Origin of the sequence: Clostridium sp. AF15-41 (assembly GCF_003604095.1) — a bacterium.
GTDB lineage: Bacteria > Bacillota > Clostridia > Lachnospirales > Lachnospiraceae > Coprococcus.
Genome location: NZ_QTMQ01000002.1, coordinates 164605 through 186796 on the forward strand (window position 1 = coordinate 164605; position 22192 = coordinate 186796).

Below are 22192 nucleotides of genomic sequence, written 5' to 3' on the forward strand. Positions count from 1 at the left end.
ATGAAGAAGGTAATTACGTATGGAACATTTGATCTGCTCCATTATGGACATATTAACCTGCTCCGCAGAGCAAAAGAGATGGGCGATTATCTGATCGTTGCATTATCAACAGATGAATTTAACTGGAATCAGAAGAAGAAGAAATGTTATTTTTCATATGAAGAAAGAAAACAGCTTCTGGAAGCAATCCGCTATGTAGATCTGGTTATTCCGGAGGAAAGCTGGGAGCAGAAGAAAGAAGATATCAAGGAATTTAAAGTAGATACCTTTGTTATGGGAAATGATTGGGAAGGAAAATTTGACTTCTTAAAAGAGCAGTGTGAGGTTGTATATCTGCCAAGAACACCGGATATCTCAACGACACAGATCAAAGATGATTTAGGAAAATAAAAGGCGGTTAATCAGCATGAAGGTTCATGTGCCACATTTGAAGTTAGAGCATAAGACAAGAAGACTTGTATATGTAGGAAATGGTGCAACATCAGTAGACAAAGAATATAATAAGACAGAATCGGCAGATTGTGACCGGCGTTTTGTCAGTACTATATGGAGCGGATTCTCATATCCGAAACTACAGAACCCTTTTGTAAGAGAAGATGCAGACTGTATCGGGTTTTATGCCAGAAGACGGACTCCTGCTGTATGGGAATGGTACTGTACGGATGGAAACTGGCACAGAACAGAGGCGGATATGCCGGAAAAAATGCTGCTTCCGGTTGGATCATCAGTGAAAGAGCTGTATAAGGATGAGAATAGTATTTATTTTGTCACACAGTGGGAAGATAAGCATGGAATTCGCGTGAACTGCGGATCAGATATATTCTCAAAGCCTTTGATGGGACATGCATTTGGTGGCATGGATGACAAGACTTATCATAATACGATGGCAGCACTGGAGCATGGGATAGGAACAGGTTATAAGGATTTTGAGATCGATTTTTCCTATACTACTGATGGTCGGTTGGTACTTAGTCATGGTTGGTCGCCGAGTAACTGCAAGTGTCTCGGAATTACATATAAACCGGATTTTGATAACATGACATATGAACGTGTGATGAATATGCCGATTCATGGGAATCCGATCATGGATGCGAGACAATTTTATGAAAGAGTAAAGGACGAACCGGACTACAGGTTTGAGGTGGATTTTCATAGTAAGAAAGATGGAAATGAAATTAAAGAAATCACAGAAATTTTGTTGGATGATTTTCAGCATGATGAGGCATTCCTGGATCGACTGCTGGTACAGGTATACAATAAGACAATGTATGAACAGATAGATTCTGTATATCTTTTTAAAAATTATATGTATCTGATTGGACGGCGGACGGAAAGGCTTGATTCCATTATTACGTATTGTCTGGATCATGGAATATGCAGCATAGCTATTCGGATGAATTATGTGAATGAGAAAATGATTCATAAAGTTCATAATGCAGGATTGTATGTATTTTGCTATACGATTAAGAAAGATGCAGATTATGCAAAACACCTGTTGGATTCCGGTGTTGATACAATCTGTACGGATTTTGTTACAGAGGAGCTGTTGGATGAGGCGGATGGGTTTGGATATTTTCCATTCTATATATGCTATAACAGTGACCGAGCTGATGTAGAAAATCATTATTCAGAAGATGTTCAAGATCAGTTTTTACAGACGAAGAAGGGAAATCTGGAGTACAAGGACAAAACGGTTTGGGAGAATGACGGAACAGGAACACTTCGTAAATGTGAATTTTCGGTTCCGGGAAAACGTTTCGTTGGTTGGAAGCTTCGCGTAACCTTAGATGGAAATACATTCTGGTATTGTAAAGATGGATTGTATCATATCAAGAAGGATTTCGATGAGACAAAGGATGTCATACCTTACATATTTGCAGATGAGGCGGTCATTCCTGTCTGGAAGGTAAAACGAAACATGAAATTAGTGATGGTAGCTATATGGGAGGATCTTGGGTGATTCTCCCATATTTTCTAGGTTTTCCGATGTTCTATCCGCCTGTGCCTGCTGTCAGGGTGGAGAGGAAAACATAAAGTGTAATTTCCGTTATGATGCCGGCACAAAGCCCTTGTCTGAACCCATAAGGGTGAGTTAGGGCGACTGACGGCAAATAGGCGTGCGGGCAGAATAGGAAATGGAACGCGTTTTCTCTCCACCCTGACCGCAGGCACAGGCGGATGGAATGCGGCATATGTTGATAGCTTGTTTTTACCAAGCACGGCTGACCGCAGGCACAGGCGGATGGAATGCGGCATATGTTGATAGCTTGTTTTTACCAAGCACGGCTGACAGCAGGCACAGGCGGATGGAATGCGGCATATGTTGATAGCTTGTTTTTACCAAGCACGGCTGACAGCAGGCACAGGCGGATGGAATGCGGCATATGTTGATAGCTTGTTTTTACCAAGCACGGCTGACAGCAGGCACAGGCGGATGGAATGCGGCATATGTTGATAGCTTGTTTTTACCAAGCACGGCTGACAGCAGGCACAGGCGGATGGAATGCGGCATATGTTGATAGCTTGTTTTTACCAAGCACGGCTGACAGCAGGCACAGGCGGATGGAATGCGGCATATGTTGATAGCTTGTTTTTACCAAGCACGGCTGACAGCAGGCACAGGCGGATGGAATGCGGCATATGTTGATAGCTTGTTTTTACCAAGCACGGCTGACAGCAGGCACAGGCGGATGGAATGCGGCATATGTTGATAGCTTGTTTTTACCAAGCACGGCTGACAGCAGGCACAGGCGGATGGAATGCGGCATATGTTGATAGCTTGTTTTTACCAAGCACGGCTGACAGCAGGCACAGGCGGATGGAATGCGGCATATGTTGATAGCTTGTTTTTACCAAGCACGGCTGACAGCAGGTACAGGTAAATGGAATATCGAATAACAAAGATAAAACAGGGAAGGAAATATGATTATGAAGATAGTGTTTTTGGATCGTAAGACGATAGGAGAAGATATTGACTTGACAGACTTTGAGACTTTGGGTGAGGTTGTAACATATGAAATGTCACAGCCGGAAGAAGTTCCGGAGCGGGTAGTAGATGCAGATGTTATCATCGTGAATAAGGTACCGGTAAACGAGCAGACGATCGGAACTGCTCAGAATCTGAAGCTGGTCTGCGTAGCAGCAACCGGAACAAATAATCTGGATAAAGATTATCTGGATAAACGGGGAATTGAATGGAGAAATGCAGCCGGATATTCCACCACGATCGTTGCACAGCACACATTTGCCATGCTCTTTTATCTGCTCGAAAAGCTTCGGTATTATGATGATTATGTAAAGAATGGATCATATCAGAAAAATGATGTATTTACCTGGTTTGGCGAGCCGTTTACAGAGCTTGCCGGAAAGACATGGGGCATCATCGGACTTGGAGCGATCGGAAGGAAGGTAGCGGATATAGCAAAGGCATTTGGCGCACATGTAATCTATTATTCAGCATCCGGCAGACCGGTACAGGAGGGCTATGAGCAGGTTGACCTGAATACACTTCTTCGGACATCTGATGTTATATCGGTTCATGCGCCATTAAATGAATATACCGAGAACCTGATGGATAAAGCGGCATTTGCAAAGATGAAACGATCCGCGATCTTCCTGAACCTTGGACGTGGACCGATCGTAGTAGAAGAAGATCTTGCGGAAGCCTTGAAGCAGGGCACGATCGCAGCCGCAGGCGTAGATGTCCTTCGGACGGAACCGATACAGCCGGACAATCCTTTGCTTGCTATAAAGGACAGCCATAAGCTATTCATCACGCCACATATCGCCTGGGCAAGCACCGAAGCCCGCACCCGCCTGATGCAGATCGTCCTTGACCATGTAAAAGGTTTTGCTGAGAAGAGATAGCATTATACAAAAAACGCAGGGATAGCTTAATATGCGGAAGCTGAATGTGATACCTGGAATCGTCATTGATCTGAACGCATATATGGGTATAAATGATATAAGATCAATCTGATACCCGGAATCGTCATTGATCTGAATGCATATATGGGTATAGATGATATAAGATCAACCTAATACCCGGAATCGTCATTAATCTGAATGCATATATGGGTATAGATGATATAAGATCAACCTAATACCCGGAAATTATTAAGAAGATGGGTATGGTGTGAAATAAAATGATTTCAGGGTATGAAAGATTTCTATGGATGATAATACCCGAAAGTAAGGTAGAGATAAGGGTATAGATTATTAAAATGAAAGCAGATACCCAAAAAACAAAATTTGATGTGGTATGAAGTGTTATAAAGTGGTTTAATACCCACCAATTATATAACTATATAGCTAAGGGAAAGAATTAACGGCGTAATACCTGATGCGGATACGACCTTTAATTGATATAACTAAGAAAAAGAATTAACAGAGCACAGAAAAAATAAGAGGACTCGGAGGTATGGAACTGTACCTCCGAGCCCTCTTTATATAAGAGAGATGAAAAAAATCCCGGTCAACTATTTATACATTTACTGTTATGCAGTAAACCTGCCGGTGCGTTGGTATTAAGGATGCACATTTTGCAGCCTTATGTACCGCTACAACGTAGGTAGAGCAGAAGTGTTTTGCGCAATAATATGTAAAGTGTATAAATAACGACCGGAACTTTTTCGGTATATATTATTCAAAAGGCTGCTTATTATGACGGCTGAAGAAATCACGCGTTTCCCTTACAACCACACCGCTTAAAGCAAAGATGGCGATCATATTAGGAATAGCCATCAGTCCGTTGAAGATATCGGCGATCGTCCATACAGCAGAAACTGTCATGTAAGGTCCGATAAATACAGCAAGAATGTATAACCATCTGTAGATCATGATGGATTTCTTTTTGCCGCCGGATAAGTATTCCAGACAACGCTCAGAATAATAATCCCATCCAAGGATAGTTGTAAATGCAAAGAATACCAGACAGAGCATTAACAGGAAGCTTGATATCGTTGCAGGAATCGGAAGTCCCTCGTTAAAAGCATATGTGGTAACCTGAACACCCTGTAAACCTTCTACTTTCCATGCACCGGTAAGAACGATGGAAAGACCTGTCATTGTACAGATAATGATGGTATCGATGAAAGTACCTGTCATGGATACAAGACCCTGACGAACCGGTTCCTTTGTCTGGGCAGCGGCTGCTGCGATAGGAGCAGAACCAAGACCGGCTTCATTTGAGAAGATACCACGCGCTACACCTTTTTGCATAGCAACGATAAATGAACCGGCGATACCACCTGCAACAGCAGAAGGCTTGAATGCGCTCTTTACAATGATAACAACAGCCTCAGGAATCTTAGTGATGTTACAGATCAGTAACATCACACATATAACAATATAGATAACAGCCATAAATGGAACGATGATCTGGGATACGCTTGCGATACGCTTCAGTCCGCCGATCAGAACGAGTGCAACACATACACTTAAGATCAGGGAAGCGATAACAACGGTCCATGAATAAGTACCGATCCCTGGAATATTAATCGTCCACTGCATGTCAGGATCAAAGAATGAATTAACAGCGGAAGAAATACCATTTACCTGAGAGAAGGTTCCGATACCGAACAGACCTACACAGATACCAAAGAAAGCAAATATTTTTGCAAGCCATTTCCATTTTGATCCCATACCTCTTTCGATATAGTAGAATGGTCCGCCAAGTGCATGGTTGTCCTTGTCAACGACACGATATTTGACAGCCAGAAGACCTTCTGCATATTTGGTTGCCATTCCGAAGAATGCAGCAAGTACCATCCAGAATAATGCTCCCGGTCCACCGGCTCCGATCGCAGTTGCTACACCAACGATATTACCGGTTCCGATCGTAGCGGAAAGAGCAGTACACAGTGCACCAAAGGAAGTAACTTCGCCTTCGCCTTCTTCTTCGTTTTTGATCATCCATTTGAGTGCTAATGGCAGTTTGCGGATCTGAAGAACGCCCATCCGGATTGTGAGAAGAATTCCACCGACCATAATAAGGACCATAAGTGGAGGACCCCACACAAAATCATCGATTTTTGTTAAGATTTCATTTACAGTTGCCCACATGATTTTCTCCTTTTCATTTTTTGTATTGTGGTGATGTGTTATTCTCATAAATTATATGAATAAAGTAAAGAATTATATTACAGAAAAATCAAATATTTATAAAAATAACACAATATTTTAATATAATACATACTTTTCTACGCTAATGCAACAGAATTCGTTTAATTTCGTGAAAAAACAGCGGTAAACACAGCAAAAATTACAAAAAGAAGACTATTTTTTGACTTGCGGAGTTGGGAATCCGATAATAAAATTACTATGGAAATAAAAATGCCGGATAATATCAGATGCGGTTCATAGGAAAAAATACCATATAATACAAGATAGGTTTCATATAAATGCGTTGCAAAATACGGAGTCATATTAACATACTGCATTACATGGTAAAGAATATATATTAACGGACTGCGTTGCAAAATGGTAAATGTTTAAATAGAAAATACAGGAATTTTACAGGAAAGGATATAATCACAGAATGAATCAGAAATTAACTATCAGGGAATGGCTGCCGCTCATCGGAATGACGGTAGCGGCATTTATATTTAATACATCGGAATTCATGCCAATCGGTCTTCTGACCGATATCGCGGATGATTTTCAGATCACGGAGGCAAAAGCGGGGATGCTGATCTCAGCATATTCGTGGGCGGTTATGCTGTTATCACTGCCACTTATGCTGCTTGCATCAAGGATCAGCTTCCGAAAGCTGCTGTTGGGAACGATTGCATTATTTGGAATCGGTCAGGTATTATCAGCGGTTGCAGCCGGATATGCGATGCTGATGGCGGCAAGGATCATAGTTGCCTGTGCACATGCGGTCTTCTGGTCGATCGCATCACCGGCAGCAGTTAAGATCGTGCCGGAGAAGTTCAGGTCGTTTGCGATGAGTATGGTAGTAACCGGTACATCCATTGCGATGATATTTGGACTTCCGCTTGGAAGGATCGTTGGATTATATGTAGGATGGAGAATGACATTTTTCTGTGTTGCAGTTGTTGCATTTCTTGCCCTTATCTATATGGCATTTGTATTTCCGAAGGTTGAAGGCGGTACATCCTTTAAAATGAAAGAACTGCCGGTGATATTGAAGAACCCGGTTATGCTTGGGATCATATTAATGTCGTTCTTAGTTGCGGGTGCATACTATACAGGCTACAGCTATATTGAGCCGTTTTTGAAGCAGGTAGCAATGTTTAAGGATAATCTTGTTACTATAACTTTAATGTTGTTTGGAGCTGCCGGAATTCTTGGAAGTTTTCTGTTCTCCTGTGTATATGACAAACACAGATATCATTTTATCCGTGCATCGATCACATTGATCGCTGTTGTCATGCTTTGCCTGAAACCGGCATCGAAATTTACATGGACAATGATATTGATCTGTATGCTGTGGGGTATGGCTGTAACGGCATTTAGCGTTACTTTCCAGTCAGAGACGATCAAAGCGGTTCCGGAGGAAGCCTCCGCTGTGGCCATGTCAATGTTCTCAGGAATCTATAATCTGGGAATCGGATGCGGAACCTGGATCGGTGGTCTGGTATGTACACATGCATCGATGGGGTATATCGGATTTGCAGGGGGGATCATGGCAGTTATAGCAATCCTGTATTGCAGCTTTATACTGATCCCACAGATGAAGAGAAAGTAGATAAATACTTGTATAGAATGCGAAACTATAAACTGTGATGATCAGTTGGAAAAGGCATGGTTAATAATCTCTAAAAAAAATATAAATTTATCGTTGACATGAGTAATCCCCGGTGCTATACTCATGGACATAGCAAAGGCGCTACGAAATATTCGTAGTGCCTTTTTCTTTTATCGGGAGGTATAAGTTCCCCGGTACAGGACAAAGAAAAACCTGATATCCGGCTATACGCGCGGACCGGATGAGGGGAAAAATGAAGTAAAATGCGATGCAATGGGGCGTCTGTTATGGATAAGTCTCCGTGTATCGCATTTTTGAGTTTTAGGAGGTAAGAACTATGACAAGTGAAATTTTAGATGCAATTTCTGGTGAAGTGTACGGTGTCTGGTTCCTGATCGGAGCGGCATTGGTATTCTGGATGCAGGCAGGATTTGCGATGGTAGAAACAGGATTTACCAGAGCAAAGAATGCCGGAAACATTCTGATGAAAAACCTGATGGACTTCTGTATTGGTACAGTTGTATTTATCCTTCTTGGTTTTGGACTCTTACTTGGTGAAGACATGGTTGGTTTGATCGGTAAACCGGGATTTGACATATTTACTGATTATGCAAATTTTGACTGGTCCAACTTCGTATTTAACTTAGTGTTCTGTGCAACAACAGCGACAATTGTATCCGGCGCGATGGCAGAACGTACAAAATTCATTTCTTATTGTGTATATTCAGCAGTTATCTCAGCAGTTATTTATCCGATTGAGGCACACTGGACATGGGGCGGCGGCTGGTTAGCTCAGATGGGCTTCCATGATTTTGCCGGTTCTAACTGTATTCATATGGTTGGTGGTATCTGTGCATTGATCGGTGCAGCAATCCTTGGACCTCGTATCGGTAAGTTTGTAAAGGGCAAGGATGGTAAGGTTGAAAAAGTAAATGCATTCCCTGGACATAACCTTCCGATCGGTTGTCTCGGTGTATTTATCCTCTGGCTTGGCTGGTATGGATTCAATGGTGCAGCAGCAACAACCGTTTCAGAACTTGGTTCCATATTCGTAACAACAACAATTGCTCCTGCTGTTGCAACAGTTGTAGCAATGATCATTACCTGGGTAAAATATGGTAAGCCTGATGTTTCAATGTGTCTGAATGCATCTCTTGCAGGTCTGGTCGCAATTACAGCTCCTTGTGATGTCTGTGATGCTTTCGGTGCTATCGTGATCGGTGCTGTTGCCGGTGTATTGGTTGTATTCGGTGTATGGCTCTTAGATTACAAATTACATATTGATGATCCTGTAGGTGCTGTTGCAGTTCACTGCTTAAATGGTATCTGGGGAACAATCGCAGTTGGTCTTTTCGCTACAGATACAGCTCCTGCATTTGCAAGAGGTATCGGTGATGGTGTAACATATGGTGCAAACCAGATCGCAGCCAAAGGTTTATTCTATGGCGGTGGTTTCAAGCAGCTCGGTATTCAGTTCGTAGGTATGGGCGCAACCATCCTCTGGACAGCAGTTACGATTACAATTGCATTCCTTCTTATTAAGAAGATCTTCGGCCTTCGTGTATCAGAGGAAGAGGAAATTGTTGGTCTGGATTCATGCGAGCATGGTCTTCCATCTGCATATGCCGGCTTCAGTATTGTTGATGTATCAAATACAATGACAATGGATGTAAATGAAAATACAGATCTTGGTGTAGCTGATTATGATAAGGCTTCTGACACATTAAAGAATGCAGCAGTCAAGGTTGCGGAAGCTCCTGTTACAGCATCCCCAAGCGGTATCTACAAGGTAGTTATCATTGCAAAGCTTGCACGGTTTGAGATCTTAAAGAAAGCTTTAAATGACCTCGGTGTTACAGGTATGACAATGAATCAGGTTATGGGCTGTGGTATCCAGAAGGGTGCCGGCGAGATGTACCGTGGTGTTGAATTAGATGCAACCCTTCTTCCAAAGGTTAAGGTAGAAGTCGTAGTCAGCAAGATTCCTGTCAGTGCAGTTATTGAAGCTGCTAAGAAGGCTCTGTATACCGGACATATCGGTGATGGTAAGATCTTCGTATACAGCGTTGACAAGGTTGTTAAGGTTCGTACCGGTGAGGAAGACTTTGCAGCTTTACAGGATGTAGAGTAAATTACAAATAACCTATAATTATATAGAAGAAAGAGCCAGGCCGGTGAGCACCGGTCTGGCTTTTTCTTTTAAGTGTAGAAATGGAAATCAGATAGTTCACAAAATCTTCACACAAAATTAGCACTCACATCTTGACAGTGCTAATAAACGGTGCTATAACATAGATAAAGATAAGGAAAGGGATTAAGAAAGAAGATAAAAGAAAGAATCCCGGAACTTATAACATACAAATTCGACACTTCAGTTTCTCTGACAGTGCTAAACATACAAAAGTCTAAGTGCCTCAAGGTTCCATAAGGAGCTGAGATTTCCGACACTGGTTTGAAATTGAAAGGAGTAATGACTTATGTTAAGACCTAGTATTTTTGGAGAAAGTTTATTTGATGATTGGATGGATGATTTCCCATTCGGTAAGGAATTTGAAAAGGAAATGTTTCCAGAGAAAAGCCCGTTGTATGGCAAACATGCTAAGAACATGATGAAGACGGATGTCCGTGAAACAGATGACAGCTATGAAGTAGACATTGACCTTCCTGGATTTAAGAAGGATGAAGTAAATGTCAAACTGGAAGATGGCTACATCACTATTTCCGCTGAAAAAGGTCTGGATAAGGATGAGAAAGATAAGAAGACCGGTAAGTATATCAGACGTGAACGTTATGCCGGCAGCATGAGCAGAAGTTTCTATGTTGGTGACGGTATCAGTCAGAAGGATATACATGCAAAATATGAAAGTGGTATTCTTCGTCTGACCCTTCCAAAGAAAGCACCGGAAGCAATCGAAAAGGAGAACTTCATTGCCATCGAATAAAATGTGTTGATATCGAGCCGTGCGAATAAAAACATGACCCCTTATGTATATGTATACAGATATAAGAAAGGGAGTGTAGATCATGGATAAGAATCCAAAGCATCCATTGAAGAAAAAGAAAGCAGTTCAGAAGGTATGTGCAACAGCTAATCATAATGCACAGGAGGTTGAAGCTGCAGTACCAAAGTCAAAGAAACATACTTATTAGAGTGAATAAATCAACAAACAAAGAAAAGGTTCCCCGCATTTGCCTGTAGCCCGAAGAACTACAGGAGACAAGTGCGGGGGATTTTTTTGCTTTATAGGAACAGAAGTATCATCGGAAGAATTTCCATCGAAGGGCTTTGGTGACAAAATCAAAAAAATATACATGGAGAAGTGTAAAAAACCACAGTTATGTGATACTCTATAAACGGAGGTGGTTTTATGCAGAAACAAAAAGGAGCAAAAATAGGAGCATTTGTTTTCTTTTGCTTTGGCGTGATGATGCTTGCACTCGGAGTATGGGGCATAACAACCCTGTATGATCAGGGTGGAATCTTAACATGGGGGATCGTACTTGGATTCGGATTAATATTTGCATTGACAGGTGTTGTATTATTTATTAATTCGATGGAAAGTGTATCCAATCGGGTCAAACAATTACTGGGTTGCATTCTGGGAACTTTGGTATTCATGAGTTTTGGCTTTGTGGGCCTTTTTGCAAAAGGACTAGGTGTCATGAGACTTTTCCTTCTGTTTTTCGGGGGCATAGGAGTGCTGCTTCTGATCCAGGGAATTCGTAACTTTTTAAAAGGAGACAGCGGTGATGCAGACCAGAAATCCGGCAGGGTTCAATGGAGCGGCGGTGTCGGTGATAGAATTAATGGACAGGAAATGGACGGTGGATATCAGCCATATCAGACGCCGGAATATGGAAGTTATGACGGCGAATATAACGACCAGTCCGGATACAATAGTCAGTCCGGATACAACAGCTTATATGGTGTGTATGGCAGTCAGCCGGCAGACATAATAATAGAAAATAGCGAGAAAACATCACCAGGGGCTACAGATACCGGGCAGAATTCACAATGGCAGCAGGGAACTCCGGGCACACCATTTTCAGGAGATGCTGGAAACAAGGTCTATACCAGTCAGGTGAATAGTGGTGGTACAGTATATGGAAGCGGTATGTCGCCTGAATTTGATCAGATGATGAATGGCATGGGTATGGATTCTGCACAGCGGGAGCAGGCAAGAAAGGTTGGTTCCGCAGTTCGGAAAGGCGCGAATATTTATGCCGGAGTCATATGTATTGTAGTCGGAGCCGGCTTTATATTAGTAAATGGCATTAGTGTGCTTAGCTTTATTTTTATGCTCATTCAGACGGCCAGCCTCACGATTGTTATGGGTTCTTTGTTTCCAACGGTAATGTCAGCGGCATTGTTGATCGTAGGTGTATTCATGATTGTTCGTGGTGTGAAGATCCTCCGGGAAAAATAAATGATACTTATCTGAAAGACATACAAAATCACTTGCATAAGTGAAGCGACAGAGCAGATCGGTAGAAACAGTGTGCGATTTACATACAGGCAGGAGGACAAAAGGTGAATCAGATGGAGTTAACGATTTTAGATTTTATACAGGAGCATATGAGAAATGCATTTCTTGATGTAGTGATGCCATTTGTATCGACACTTGGAAATGCAGGGGTCATCTGGATCGCACTTACGATCGTGCTGTTGATCAGTAAGAAACACAGAAAGACAGGAATCCTGATGGCACTTGCACTGGTATTTGATGTTATACTTTGTAATGGCATATTGAAGAATGCGGTAGCAAGGACAAGACCCTTTGATGTAAATACAGCGATTTCCCTGTTAGTGAAGAAGCCGACAGATTATTCATTCCCATCCGGTCATACGGCAGCGTCCTTTGCAGCAGTAACTGCATTGTTTTTTGCAAAAGAGAAATATCGGTATCCGGCACTGGTGCTTGCGGTGCTGATCGCATTTTCCAGACTATACCTGTATGTGCATTACCCGACCGATATCTTAGGTGGCATTCTGGTTGGAATTCTGTGTGGAGTAATAGCATATCTGATTACAAGAAAGAAACTGAAGTTTGGTTCAATGAACGGACAGAAAGAAAATGGGGGGCTGGTTATCACCTGAATAAAGACGAATAAAGAATTAACAAAATTTAACATTTATTTTCGTTTTCTTTTCATAGGAATGTAGTAGAATGGTGTAAAAGTTTTGATAACACAGACCAGAGAGGAAATCTTATGGACGATACAAAGGCAAATCAGATCAATCCTTCGATCCGGGGACTGACAGAAAACGAAGTAAAGAAACGAATCGAAAAAGGGCTGACGAATCAGACCGATATATCGACGGATAAAACGACGAAAGAGATCATTCTGTCGAATACACTTACATACTTTAACTTAATATTTCTTATTATCACAGTATTATTGATCCTTGTTGGTTCCTTTCGGAACCTGACCTTTCTACCGATCATCATAGGTAATACATTGATCGGTATCATACAGGAGCTGCGTGCGAAGAAGACACTGGAAAAAATGAATTTCTTAAATGCACCTCATGCAGATGTAGTCAGAGATGGGGTTTTACAGCAGATCCGTTCGGAAGAACTGGTAAAGGATGATGTCATTTTACTGACAGCCGGAAAGCAGATCTGTGCAGATGCGGTTGTTATCGATGGCAGCATTCAGGTAAATGAATCCCTCCTTACCGGTGAAGCGGACGAGGTAGAAAAGACGAGCGGCAGTTCGCTGTTATCCGGCAGCTTTGTGGTGTCCGGTGAATGTTATGCCAGACTGGAAAAGGTCGGAAATGAATCCTATATCTCAAAACTCAGCATGGAAGCAAAGACCATGGGAAGCGGTGAACAGTCCGAGATGATCCGGTCGATCAACCTGATCGTAAAATGGGTTGGTATCATCATTATACCGATCGGTATCATTCTGTTCTGGCAGAGCCATTTCGTAAATGATGACTCGATCCGGAAGAGTGTAACCTCGACGGTTGCAGCTATCCTTGGTATGATCCCGGAGGGGTTATATCTTCTTACTACGATTGCACTGGCGCTCAGTACGATGAATCTGGCAAAACGAAAAGTCCTGCTGCATGATATGAAAAGTATCGAGACGTTGGCGCGTGTCGATGTGCTGTGCGTGGATAAGACCGGAACGATCACAGAACCGGTTATGAGTATCAAGGATGTATTCTTAAGTAAGGACAGCCGGAATCCGTTAAAGACGATAGACGAATTAAAGGGGCTGCTGATCGATTATACAGCAGCGTCACAGGATAATAACGCTACGATGGAGGCATTGAAGAAATATGCCGATGAGGCAGACGGTAGTGTCGGAAAACACAGAGTACCGCTTGATCGTCTGGCATTTTCATCCAGTTTGAAATACGGTAGTATTACATTTTCGGATGGCATCTATCTGCTTGGCGCACCGGAATTCATCATGCGAGATGATTATGCGTCAATCGAGAAAGAGATTCTTCCTAATGCCGAAAAGGGAGATCGTGTGCTGTTATTTGGAAGATATGAAGGAAGCAGTATTGCAAATGGATTATCTGACAGAGTAACACCGCTTGGCTTTGTGGCACTGGCAAATCCGATCCGTGAAAATGCGGTAAAGACCTTTGCATACTTTAAGAGTCAGGATGTAGCGATCAAGGTTATATCCGGTGATAATCCAAAGACGGTATCACAGATCGCAGTTCAGGCGGGTATTGACAACGCAGAAAGTTATGTGGATGCAACGACACTTGATACGGATACGAAGATTAAGGAAGCCGTACGGGAATATACGGTATTTGGCCGTGTGACGCCGAAGCAGAAGCAGAAGCTTGTGCAGGCACTTAAAAAGCAGGGGCATACCGTGGCCATGACAGGTGATGGTGTCAATGATATCCTTGCAATGAAGGATGCGGATTGCAGCGTGGCGATGGCGTCCGGTAGTGAGGCTGCAACACAGGCAGCACAGGTCGTTCTGTTGGATTCAGATTTTGCACATATGCCGGATGTGGTATACGAAGGACGACGGGTTGTAAATAATGTACAGCGTTCCGCCAGCTTGTTCCTTGTTAAGAATATATTCTCACTGTTGATGTCGCTGTTCTCGGTTATCTTTATGATCACCTATCCGCTGGAACCGGCGCAGATCTCATTGGTCAGTATGTTTACGATCGGTGCTCCCGGATTTCTGCTGGCACTCGAACCGAACAGAGACAGGATCAAAGGACATTTCCTTACAAATGTTATGTTCAAAGCATTTCCGGGTGGTCTTACTGATGTAATTGCGGTTGGTGCGTTGGTAATCTGTGGTGAGGTATTTGCCCTGCCGGGAGAAAGCATCGGTACGATCGCAACAATGGTGCTTTGCGTTGTTGGCTTTATGATCCTGTTTAAGATCAGTGAGCCGTTAAACAAGATGAAATATGGTGTGATCGGACTGAACATCGTTGGATTTATATTCTCAGGATTTTTCCTGAAGAAGTTATTTGCATTGACTGATCTGTCAAATATCTGCGTACTGCTTATGGTGGTATTCGGATTCGCGGCAGAATCCCTGTTCCGCTACCTCACCCTGTTGGTGGAGAAGCTGCAGGAATACTATAAAAAGAAAAAGCCAAAGCTTAAGAAATATCTGGAGCTTAAATAGAGACAGGCAGCCTACAAAGCAGGGCTGCCTAATTTTTTTGAGGTCAGAAAAAATCCTTGACTTATATATAAGAGGTGTTTGTGCGTATTGACATCACATTTTATTTCCTATAAAATTAATGATACAGTACGTATCAAAAAGGAACATGGTAATGAACAAATCAGAGAAACAAAAAGCAAAAGAAAATGAACGACGACAGCGGATCCTGGATACTGCATTTCGCATCTTTGTAGAAAAGAAGATTGAAGCGGTAAGTATGGGCGAGATCGCAGAGGCGGTCGGTATCGGCAGGGCGACCTTATTCCGGTGTTATTCGAACAAGACAGAACTCGTGATCGCAGTCTGTATGGCACAGTGGAAATCATATCTGGACGAGCTCGATAGAAACAGACCGATTTCATCGGTTCAGGATATTCCGGCGATCGATCGATTCATATTCACGCTGGACAGTTATATTGAAATGTATCTGAATCATAAAGAACTGCTTCAGTACAATGATAACTTTAATCACTACGTCACGCATGAGGGCGTAGACCAGGAACAGTTTGAGAATATTCATACGTCGGTGTATTCGGCTGATACCCGATTGCATATGATGTATGAGAAAGCAAAGGAAGATCATACCTTTCGCACGGATATACCGGAGGATGAATTTATCCGTGTGACCGTACATACGATGATGGCAGCATGTACCTACTACGCGGGAGGCTTTATATGGGGCGCAGAAGATAACAGGGATTATATGCCGGAGTTGATACGTTTAAAGGAAATGATCATAAACTATGCGACAGCATCCGTATAACAGGATGCAGGGGTACTAGGGATATAAGGGATACGTGCATGAACGAAAGGGAGGTAAATATGAGTAAATTAAAAACAAAGAGAAAAAAGCATTATCTGGCAGCCGCCATGCTTGCCATGCTTGCGATTGCGACGCCCATAACGCTTTATGGGTCTGTGACAACGTATGCACAGACGGATGACGCGGCCGGGGCAGAATCTGGTGAAGATACTGGTGAAGTAACCAATGAAGAAACCGGATATCACTATCAGAAGACTGGTGAACCATTGGTGGAGGAAAAAGATAACAACGGAAATATATGGCGAATCTATGCAGCTGCAGAAAATACAGCAGATACGGAAGCTACGGCAGACACAGCAGATGCAGTGGATACAGAAGATACATCAGTGAAAAAATATATTGCTACGATCACATATGGAGGCGTAGATACAAACAGCAGCAGGGCTGGTGAGTTTAGTGTATTCTCAGGTTATGCAGACGTATTTGCCAAGTACAATATCGTGCAGGTAGAAGTTGGAGAAGGACTGACATATTTTAATGTATATAGTCCACCAGAAAATCTCCAGTATGAATATATCTATCTTCCAAGTACGATGCAGAAATTAACAACAGCACTGGTGCAGCAACAGAAGAAGCTGAAGGAGATCACGATTCCGGCATCTGTTACAGAATTCAATTCAGGTTCGTTCAATCATGGCATGTTCTATATGGATGAGTCACTGGAGAAGATTACATTTGAGGAAGGATGCAAGCTTACTTCATTTGGAAAGAATGTTCAATATTTACTTTACGGTTGTAAGTCTTTAAAAGAATTTACGGTTCCGGCTTCCATTGAAACGATACCGGAGAGGTGCTTTTATAATTCACAGTATCTTGAGACGATCCGGTTCGAAAAAGGCTCAAAGGTTGAAAGCATAGGAAAGGAAGCTTTTTATGCCTGTTACGCTTTGAAAGATGTTGAATTAGCGGAAGGACTTACAACGATCGGAGAATCAGCATTCCGAAATCTGGATCAGATGGAGAAGCTTGTGATTCCTGGTACAGTCACAACGATCGGTATATGTGCATTTTATGATTGTGACGGATTGCAGGAGATCGTGATTCCGGATTCCGTGACATCAATTGGAAAAGCAGCATTTGCTTATTGCGGTAATGTTACCAATATACAGCTTCCTGGCCAGTTAGAGACGATTGAGGAGCAGGCTTTCATGGGATGCTCAAAGGTAACATCACTCCGGATTCCGGACAGCGTTAGGACAATTAAAGATGAAGCGTTCCGTTATATATATATAACCGAGCTGCCGTATATGCAGAACGTGACTACCATTGGAACTCGGGCATTTAGCATCAGTAATCTGCGAAGCCTTGAATATCCAAAATGCTTGACGGATTTTACAGCGACTTCATTGGATGGTGGCGGAAATGCAAAAATCAAGTACATAACATTTGAAGAAGGATGTGCCTTGAATACCTTGCCGGAAGGCTTATTTTCTACATATAAAGAAAATAATACAAATCTGAAAGAACAACGTGAGATTAAGCTGCCTCTTTCTTTAAAAGAGTTAAATATGAATGTATTTTGTGGTTCATGGAACCGAACGATGGTAGAGATTCCGCACAAAGATAACGATTCTTTACAGTTAACTTTAACAGATTATGGAGATAAATCAAAAGAGACGATAGCGAATAGTTTAAAGAGCATGTACTATATGGTACATTCATTTGAGATTTACAGATGCCTGACGGAGACCTTTGGTGTGCCAAGAGATCACATCACTTTCCATGAGGAAAAGGTGGGTTGGAAGTTGACCGGTGTAAAGGATGGCATATATACCTATACGGCAGAATGTAGTACATGTGGAGAAGTCAGCAAGAGCTTGACCTATGATGAAAATGGATTTGCAACGATGGATGGTTCCTATCAGCCGGCTGAGCAGGTCACGGCGGAGAATTGTAAGGCATTTGGATTAGACGAAAATTACATAGGATACTATGCAGTAAGCAATGCCGGACAGTTATACTGGTTTGCTGATTATGTAAATGGAAACGGAGATGATGCTACGGCACATCTGTCGGAGAATGTCGTTCTTTGCAATGATATTGAGATGAATGATACAAGTGAATGGGATGTATGGACAGATGAAACGACAAATGTGATCAACTGGCCATCTCTCGGATCTTATAATGTTAATTTTACGAAATATAACATTATATATCAGGGAGTTTTTGACGGAAATCATAAGACGATCCGGGGCTTGTATCGGAAAAATCCGGGATATGATAATCAGGGCGGACTGATCGGATATATCGGCAGATCGGGAGCTTTAAAGAATCTGACGATAGAGAAGTCTTATGTAACTGCATGTGCAGTATTTGCAGGGTTCAATAATGGATCCGTTACGAACTGTACAGCCGGAAGACTGCGCACAAAATATTGTGGGCATGGCGGTGCTGTTTTTGTATATAAGAATTATGGAATTATGGATGCCTGTGTGAATACAGCAGATGTAGAATGGATCGATAAACAGCGTGAAAATTGCTTTGGCATAGTAGATATGAATTATGGCATTGTAAAAAACTGTGTCAATCGTGGAGCAATCAATAATACCGGAGGACGCATTAGCGGAGATGTGGGAGGAATTTGTGATTGGAATAAGGGCAAGATCCTGAACTGTTATAATGAAGCGCCAATTACATCAACCGGTCAGGCAGCCGGTATTGTAAGAGATAACAAGGGATATGTTGCTAACTGCTATAATAAAGGAGCACTTACAGGAACATATGTCGGAGGTATTGCAGCAGGAACCGGCGTGGCAGAAGGCGGTGATGTAATAATCGTAAATCCATCCATTGGGGGGTGGGAAGATACATCCGGCGGATCTTCTGATGATTCGGGAAGCGGTTCTACGGAAGCGGAGGAATTGGTTCCGGTTTCTCTGTCACAGTATGGAATCTATTATTGTTATAATACAGGAGCTGTTACAGCTTCGGACAGTTGCGCCGGAGGTATTGCTGCTTATGCAATATGTAGTAAGGGTACGATCTACGGCTGTTATAATACAGGAGATGTTGAAGGTGGTTCCCATACCGGAGGAATTGTAGGAGGGGTAGAGAATGCTCTGATAAGAGACTGCTATAATTATTCCACGAATATAAAGACAACAAATGTTGCAACCAGCTTCCAGAATAATGAACCGCATGCATTTGCAGCGCCTATTGCAGGTTGTGTTTCATCTTATTTGGGAAATGCAGAGGTATCTGCCTGCTATTATGTGGGAGATATTGATGTGAAAGCTTACGGATATTCCATGGATTTGAAGGGACATAAGGTGACATTTACTGATAATGAAGCTATGACAGCGGAAGATTTTGAATCCGGTAAGGTCGCCTGGAAACTGCAGAATGGTATCAATGAAGATCTGAAGGCTTCCGGAGGAAAGCAGTTATTTGTATGGAAACAGATAATAAGCGGAGCAGTAATCGAACGATATCCGTATCTTGATTTAACAGAGGAAGAAACAAGTAGAAGCGTTATGCAGATGACCTTCCATTATACGACCGGTGGTAAAGAGCTTGCAGGATATGGATATACGAATTGCAACCATGCAGTTACCGAGGCCCAGGCACCGACTGTAACAGGAAAAAATGATGCGATTCATACATTCGACTGGTATGAAGATAAGGAACTTACGACCTTGTATGATTTCACGCATGTATTAACTGCAGATAAGGATGTATATGCAGAAGCATATGACCTGTATACTCTGGAATTTAAATTGACGGAAGGTAGTTATGCATCGGCAAGCGTTGATAAGAAGAAAGTGACAGAGCTTATCACCGAGACCGGTGAGACTGTTGTATTTACAGTAACACCGGATACAGGATGCATATTAGAAGGGGTAAGCTTGGATGGAAAGACACTGAAGCCGGATGAGGATGGCAATTATACGATATCCGATATCTCGGCAAATCATACGGTAGAGATTACAACAAAGGAAACAGAAGTTACATTTACCTACAAGGCCGGCGAGCATGGAACAGTAAAATGGGTAGGTGACAAGACCGGTTCCGGTGAATTGACAGAGACGATCAAGGCAGTAAGCGGAACACCAAAGGGAGTTCTTCCGGTGGCAGATCTTGGCTGGCATTTCGTGAAGTGGGTTGACAGCAAGGAGGGTAGTCCGTCCTATTCCATAACCGGACTCTATCCAACTGCGGTAAACGGTGTTTTTGAGGGCGAGACCTACACCGCAATCTTTGAAAAGAATATAGAGACTTATGCGATCTCCGGAACTGTTCGCGATCCCGAAGGCAATCCTGTACCGGGTGTAACAGTTAAATTAAAAGGAAACGGTGATACAAAAAAGACGACATCAGCAGAAGATGGCTCTTATCGGTTTGAGAAATTAGAAGAGGCAGAATATCAGTTAGCAGCCATAAAGTATTATGAGAATAACTGGAAGGCAGAGAGTGAAACCGCTGGTGTCAGATTAGAGGGATCGGATGTAACCGGTCGGGATCTTAAGCTTTCGATGAACAGAGCGACAAATACGAAACCTGACGGATGCATCGAGTATTACAGAGTTACACTTACAGAGAATGCGCAGGACTATCTGGAAGAAACAGGTGGCGACGTAGTTGAAGATTCAGACTATACATTATCGGCAAGAGATAGATACAGCAATGCCCATGCGGTTGTGTATGTATACGAAGCGGTGAGGGGATTTGATGGCAACTATTATAAACTGTCTGATGAAGTGGCAGAGGCACTTAAGACAGATGGCAGATGCTATACCATTAAGAATATTGGAAAAGACTACATCATAGATGTGAAAGCAGAAGATGTGATCCCGAACCGGTATGAGGTTACAATCCCATCCGGTGGGGATGATTATACGATCCTTCCGGAGAAAGAGGGAGATACGATCAGTTATGGCGAGGATTATTCCTTTACAGTTAAGGCTGCAGCCGGTCGATGTGTTCTTGTATCTGCAAATGGCACAAGGATAGAATTTGCAGATGGAAAGTATACGATCAAAAATGTGACAAAACCACAGAAGATCGTGGTTGAATTTGCGGATCAACATACCTGTGGAGAATGGAAGGTTGTTACACCTGCTACCTATGATGCGGCAGGAGAAGAAACAAGAACCTGTTCTGTATGTGGAGCGGTTGAGATAAGAGAGCTGGCGCAGCTTATCTGTGATCATGAGGCAAAACGTCTGATAACAGATAAGGAAGCAACCTGTACGATGGCAGGAAGCGGACATTATGTTTGTGATACCTGTGGAAAGACGGTGCAGGAGAATGTCAGTATAGCAGCAAAGGGTCATATCTGGACTGCATGGACAGTGACAGTGAAGCCGACTACCTCAAAGGCAGGGGAAGAAAGCAGAACCTGTTCCGTATGTAAACAGACAGAGAAACATCAGGTTAGTAAGTTAAGCCAGAAGAAGTATAAGATTACATATAAGTTAAATAAGGGTAAGAATAACAAGAAGAATCCGAAGACCTATACATCAGCGAAGAAGGTTGTATTAAAGAAACCGACCCGGAAGGGATATGCATTCAAGGGCTGGTATACAGATCGTAAATGCACGAAGAAAATCACTTCGATCAAGAAAGGTTCAAAGAAAAATTATACCATATATGCGAAGTGGTCGAAGGTAAAGGTGAAGAAGACAACCGGACTTAAGGTTATGAATACGAAGGGCAAGAATCTGGTTGTGAGGTATTCAAAGGTATCCGGGGCAAAGGGATATCAGATCACATATGCGACCAATTCTAAGTTCACCAAGGGTAAAAAGGTTGTCAATACAACGAAGAGAACGAAGACCATACAGAAGCTGAAAAAAGGAAAGACCTATTATGTACGGGTTCGTGCATATAAGAAGGATTCCACAGGCAGGAAGGTATATGGTAAGTACAGCACAGTAAAGAAGATCAAGATAACAAAATAATATATTGCGAAGTGAAATGGTTGTTTTGTTAGACAAGGCAGAGTTAATTGCAGCAGCAGGTATATTCCCGGATATATTTATTGTATGGTC

At 42.4% G+C, this 22192-nt stretch carries 13 protein-coding genes; 12 read left to right on the forward strand and 1 reads right to left on the reverse strand.

Features of this window, described 5'->3' with window-relative positions; genetic code table 11:
* The 3 genes from tagD (at position 1) to DWW43_RS02160 (ending at position 3867) form a co-directional block, all read left to right on the forward strand.
* Positions 1-390 carry a glycerol-3-phosphate cytidylyltransferase gene (tagD, locus tag DWW43_RS02150; RefSeq protein WP_044945138.1) on the forward strand — a complete coding sequence of 130 codons (390 nt, stop codon included), beginning with the start codon at positions 1-3 and terminating at the stop codon, positions 388-390.
* Positions 391-406: 16 nt separating this feature from the next.
* A complete protein-coding gene (locus tag DWW43_RS02155) occupies positions 407-1960 on the forward strand; it encodes a phosphatidylinositol-specific phospholipase C/glycerophosphodiester phosphodiesterase family protein (protein ID WP_119962582.1) in 1554 nt (517 codons plus the stop codon).
* A 962-nt stretch (positions 1961-2922) separates the two neighbouring features.
* Positions 2923-3867 carry a D-2-hydroxyacid dehydrogenase gene (locus DWW43_RS02160; protein ID WP_347475230.1) on the forward strand — a complete coding sequence of 315 codons (945 nt, stop codon included), beginning with the start codon at positions 2923-2925 and terminating at the stop codon, positions 3865-3867.
* Positions 3868-4641: 774 nt separating this feature from the next.
* Here DWW43_RS02160 and DWW43_RS02165 read toward each other — a convergent pair.
* Positions 4642-6063, reverse strand: a complete 1422-nt coding sequence (locus tag DWW43_RS02165) for an alanine/glycine:cation symporter family protein (RefSeq protein ID WP_118675625.1) — start codon at positions 6061-6063, stop codon at positions 4642-4644.
* Between the two features lie 475 nt (positions 6064-6538).
* On the opposite strand from DWW43_RS02165, the gene DWW43_RS02170 reads away from it, so the two are divergent.
* From DWW43_RS02170 to DWW43_RS02205, 9 genes are all read left to right on the forward strand, one after another.
* Positions 6539-7711: a sugar transporter gene (locus DWW43_RS02170; protein ID WP_008401053.1), complete on the forward strand. Its 1173-nt coding sequence runs from the start codon at positions 6539-6541 to the stop codon at positions 7709-7711.
* A gap of 337 nt (positions 7712-8048) precedes the next feature.
* On the forward strand, positions 8049-9842 hold the full coding sequence (locus DWW43_RS02175) for an ammonium transporter (RefSeq protein WP_192919818.1): 1794 nt from the start codon (positions 8049-8051) through the stop codon (positions 9840-9842).
* A gap of 346 nt (positions 9843-10188) precedes the next feature.
* A complete protein-coding gene (locus DWW43_RS02180) occupies positions 10189-10653 on the forward strand; it encodes an Hsp20/alpha crystallin family protein (RefSeq protein ID WP_008401058.1) in 465 nt (154 codons plus the stop codon).
* An 82-nt stretch (positions 10654-10735) separates the two neighbouring features.
* Entirely contained in the window at positions 10736-10861 is a 126-nt protein-coding gene (locus DWW43_RS12375; RefSeq protein WP_008401060.1) for a hypothetical protein, read from the forward strand.
* A 218-nt stretch (positions 10862-11079) separates the two neighbouring features.
* A complete protein-coding gene (locus DWW43_RS02185) occupies positions 11080-12138 on the forward strand; it encodes a hypothetical protein (protein ID WP_119962584.1) in 1059 nt (352 codons plus the stop codon).
* Between the two features lie 113 nt (positions 12139-12251).
* Complete coding sequence (locus DWW43_RS02190; protein WP_119962656.1) at positions 12252-12809, forward strand: phosphatase PAP2 family protein; 558 nt, start codon at positions 12252-12254, stop codon at positions 12807-12809.
* A 113-nt stretch (positions 12810-12922) separates the two neighbouring features.
* Positions 12923-15340, forward strand: a complete 2418-nt coding sequence (locus DWW43_RS02195) for an HAD-IC family P-type ATPase (RefSeq protein ID WP_119962585.1) — start codon at positions 12923-12925, stop codon at positions 15338-15340.
* A gap of 151 nt (positions 15341-15491) precedes the next feature.
* Positions 15492-16142 (forward strand): TetR/AcrR family transcriptional regulator, encoded by a 651-nt coding sequence (locus DWW43_RS02200; RefSeq protein WP_243104374.1) that lies wholly within the window; start codon positions 15492-15494, stop codon positions 16140-16142.
* A 59-nt stretch (positions 16143-16201) separates the two neighbouring features.
* The gene (locus DWW43_RS02205; protein WP_165852997.1) at positions 16202-22102 is read left to right on the forward strand and encodes a leucine-rich repeat protein; all 5901 of its coding nucleotides are present in this window, start codon (positions 16202-16204) and stop codon (positions 22100-22102) included.
* The last annotated feature ends 90 nt before the right edge of the window (positions 22103-22192 follow it).

Coding starts and splice junctions, on each gene's coding strand:
- DWW43_RS02155 (WP_119962582.1), top strand. CDS start 407: ATGAAGGTTCATGTGCCACATTTGAAGTTAGAGCATAAGACAAGAAGA.
- DWW43_RS12375 (WP_008401060.1), top strand. CDS start 10,736: ATGGATAAGAATCCAAAGCATCCATTGAAGAAAAAGAAAGCAGTTCAG.
- DWW43_RS02195 (WP_119962585.1), top strand. CDS start 12,923: ATGGACGATACAAAGGCAAATCAGATCAATCCTTCGATCCGGGGACTG.
- DWW43_RS02190 (WP_119962656.1), top strand. CDS start 12,252: ATGGAGTTAACGATTTTAGATTTTATACAGGAGCATATGAGAAATGCA.
- DWW43_RS02185 (WP_119962584.1), top strand. CDS start 11,080: ATGCAGAAACAAAAAGGAGCAAAAATAGGAGCATTTGTTTTCTTTTGC.
- DWW43_RS02180 (WP_008401058.1), top strand. CDS start 10,189: ATGTTAAGACCTAGTATTTTTGGAGAAAGTTTATTTGATGATTGGATG.
- DWW43_RS02205 (WP_165852997.1), top strand. CDS start 16,202: ATGAGTAAATTAAAAACAAAGAGAAAAAAGCATTATCTGGCAGCCGCC.
- DWW43_RS02200 (WP_243104374.1), top strand. CDS start 15,492: ATGAACAAATCAGAGAAACAAAAAGCAAAAGAAAATGAACGACGACAG.
- DWW43_RS02160 (WP_347475230.1), top strand. CDS start 2,923: ATGATTATGAAGATAGTGTTTTTGGATCGTAAGACGATAGGAGAAGAT.
- DWW43_RS02175 (WP_192919818.1), top strand. CDS start 8,049: ATGACAAGTGAAATTTTAGATGCAATTTCTGGTGAAGTGTACGGTGTC.
- DWW43_RS02165 (WP_118675625.1), bottom strand. CDS start 6,063: ATGTGGGCAACTGTAAATGAAATCTTAACAAAAATCGATGATTTTGTG.
- tagD (WP_044945138.1), top strand. CDS start 1: ATGAAGAAGGTAATTACGTATGGAACATTTGATCTGCTCCATTATGGA.
- DWW43_RS02170 (WP_008401053.1), top strand. CDS start 6,539: ATGAATCAGAAATTAACTATCAGGGAATGGCTGCCGCTCATCGGAATG.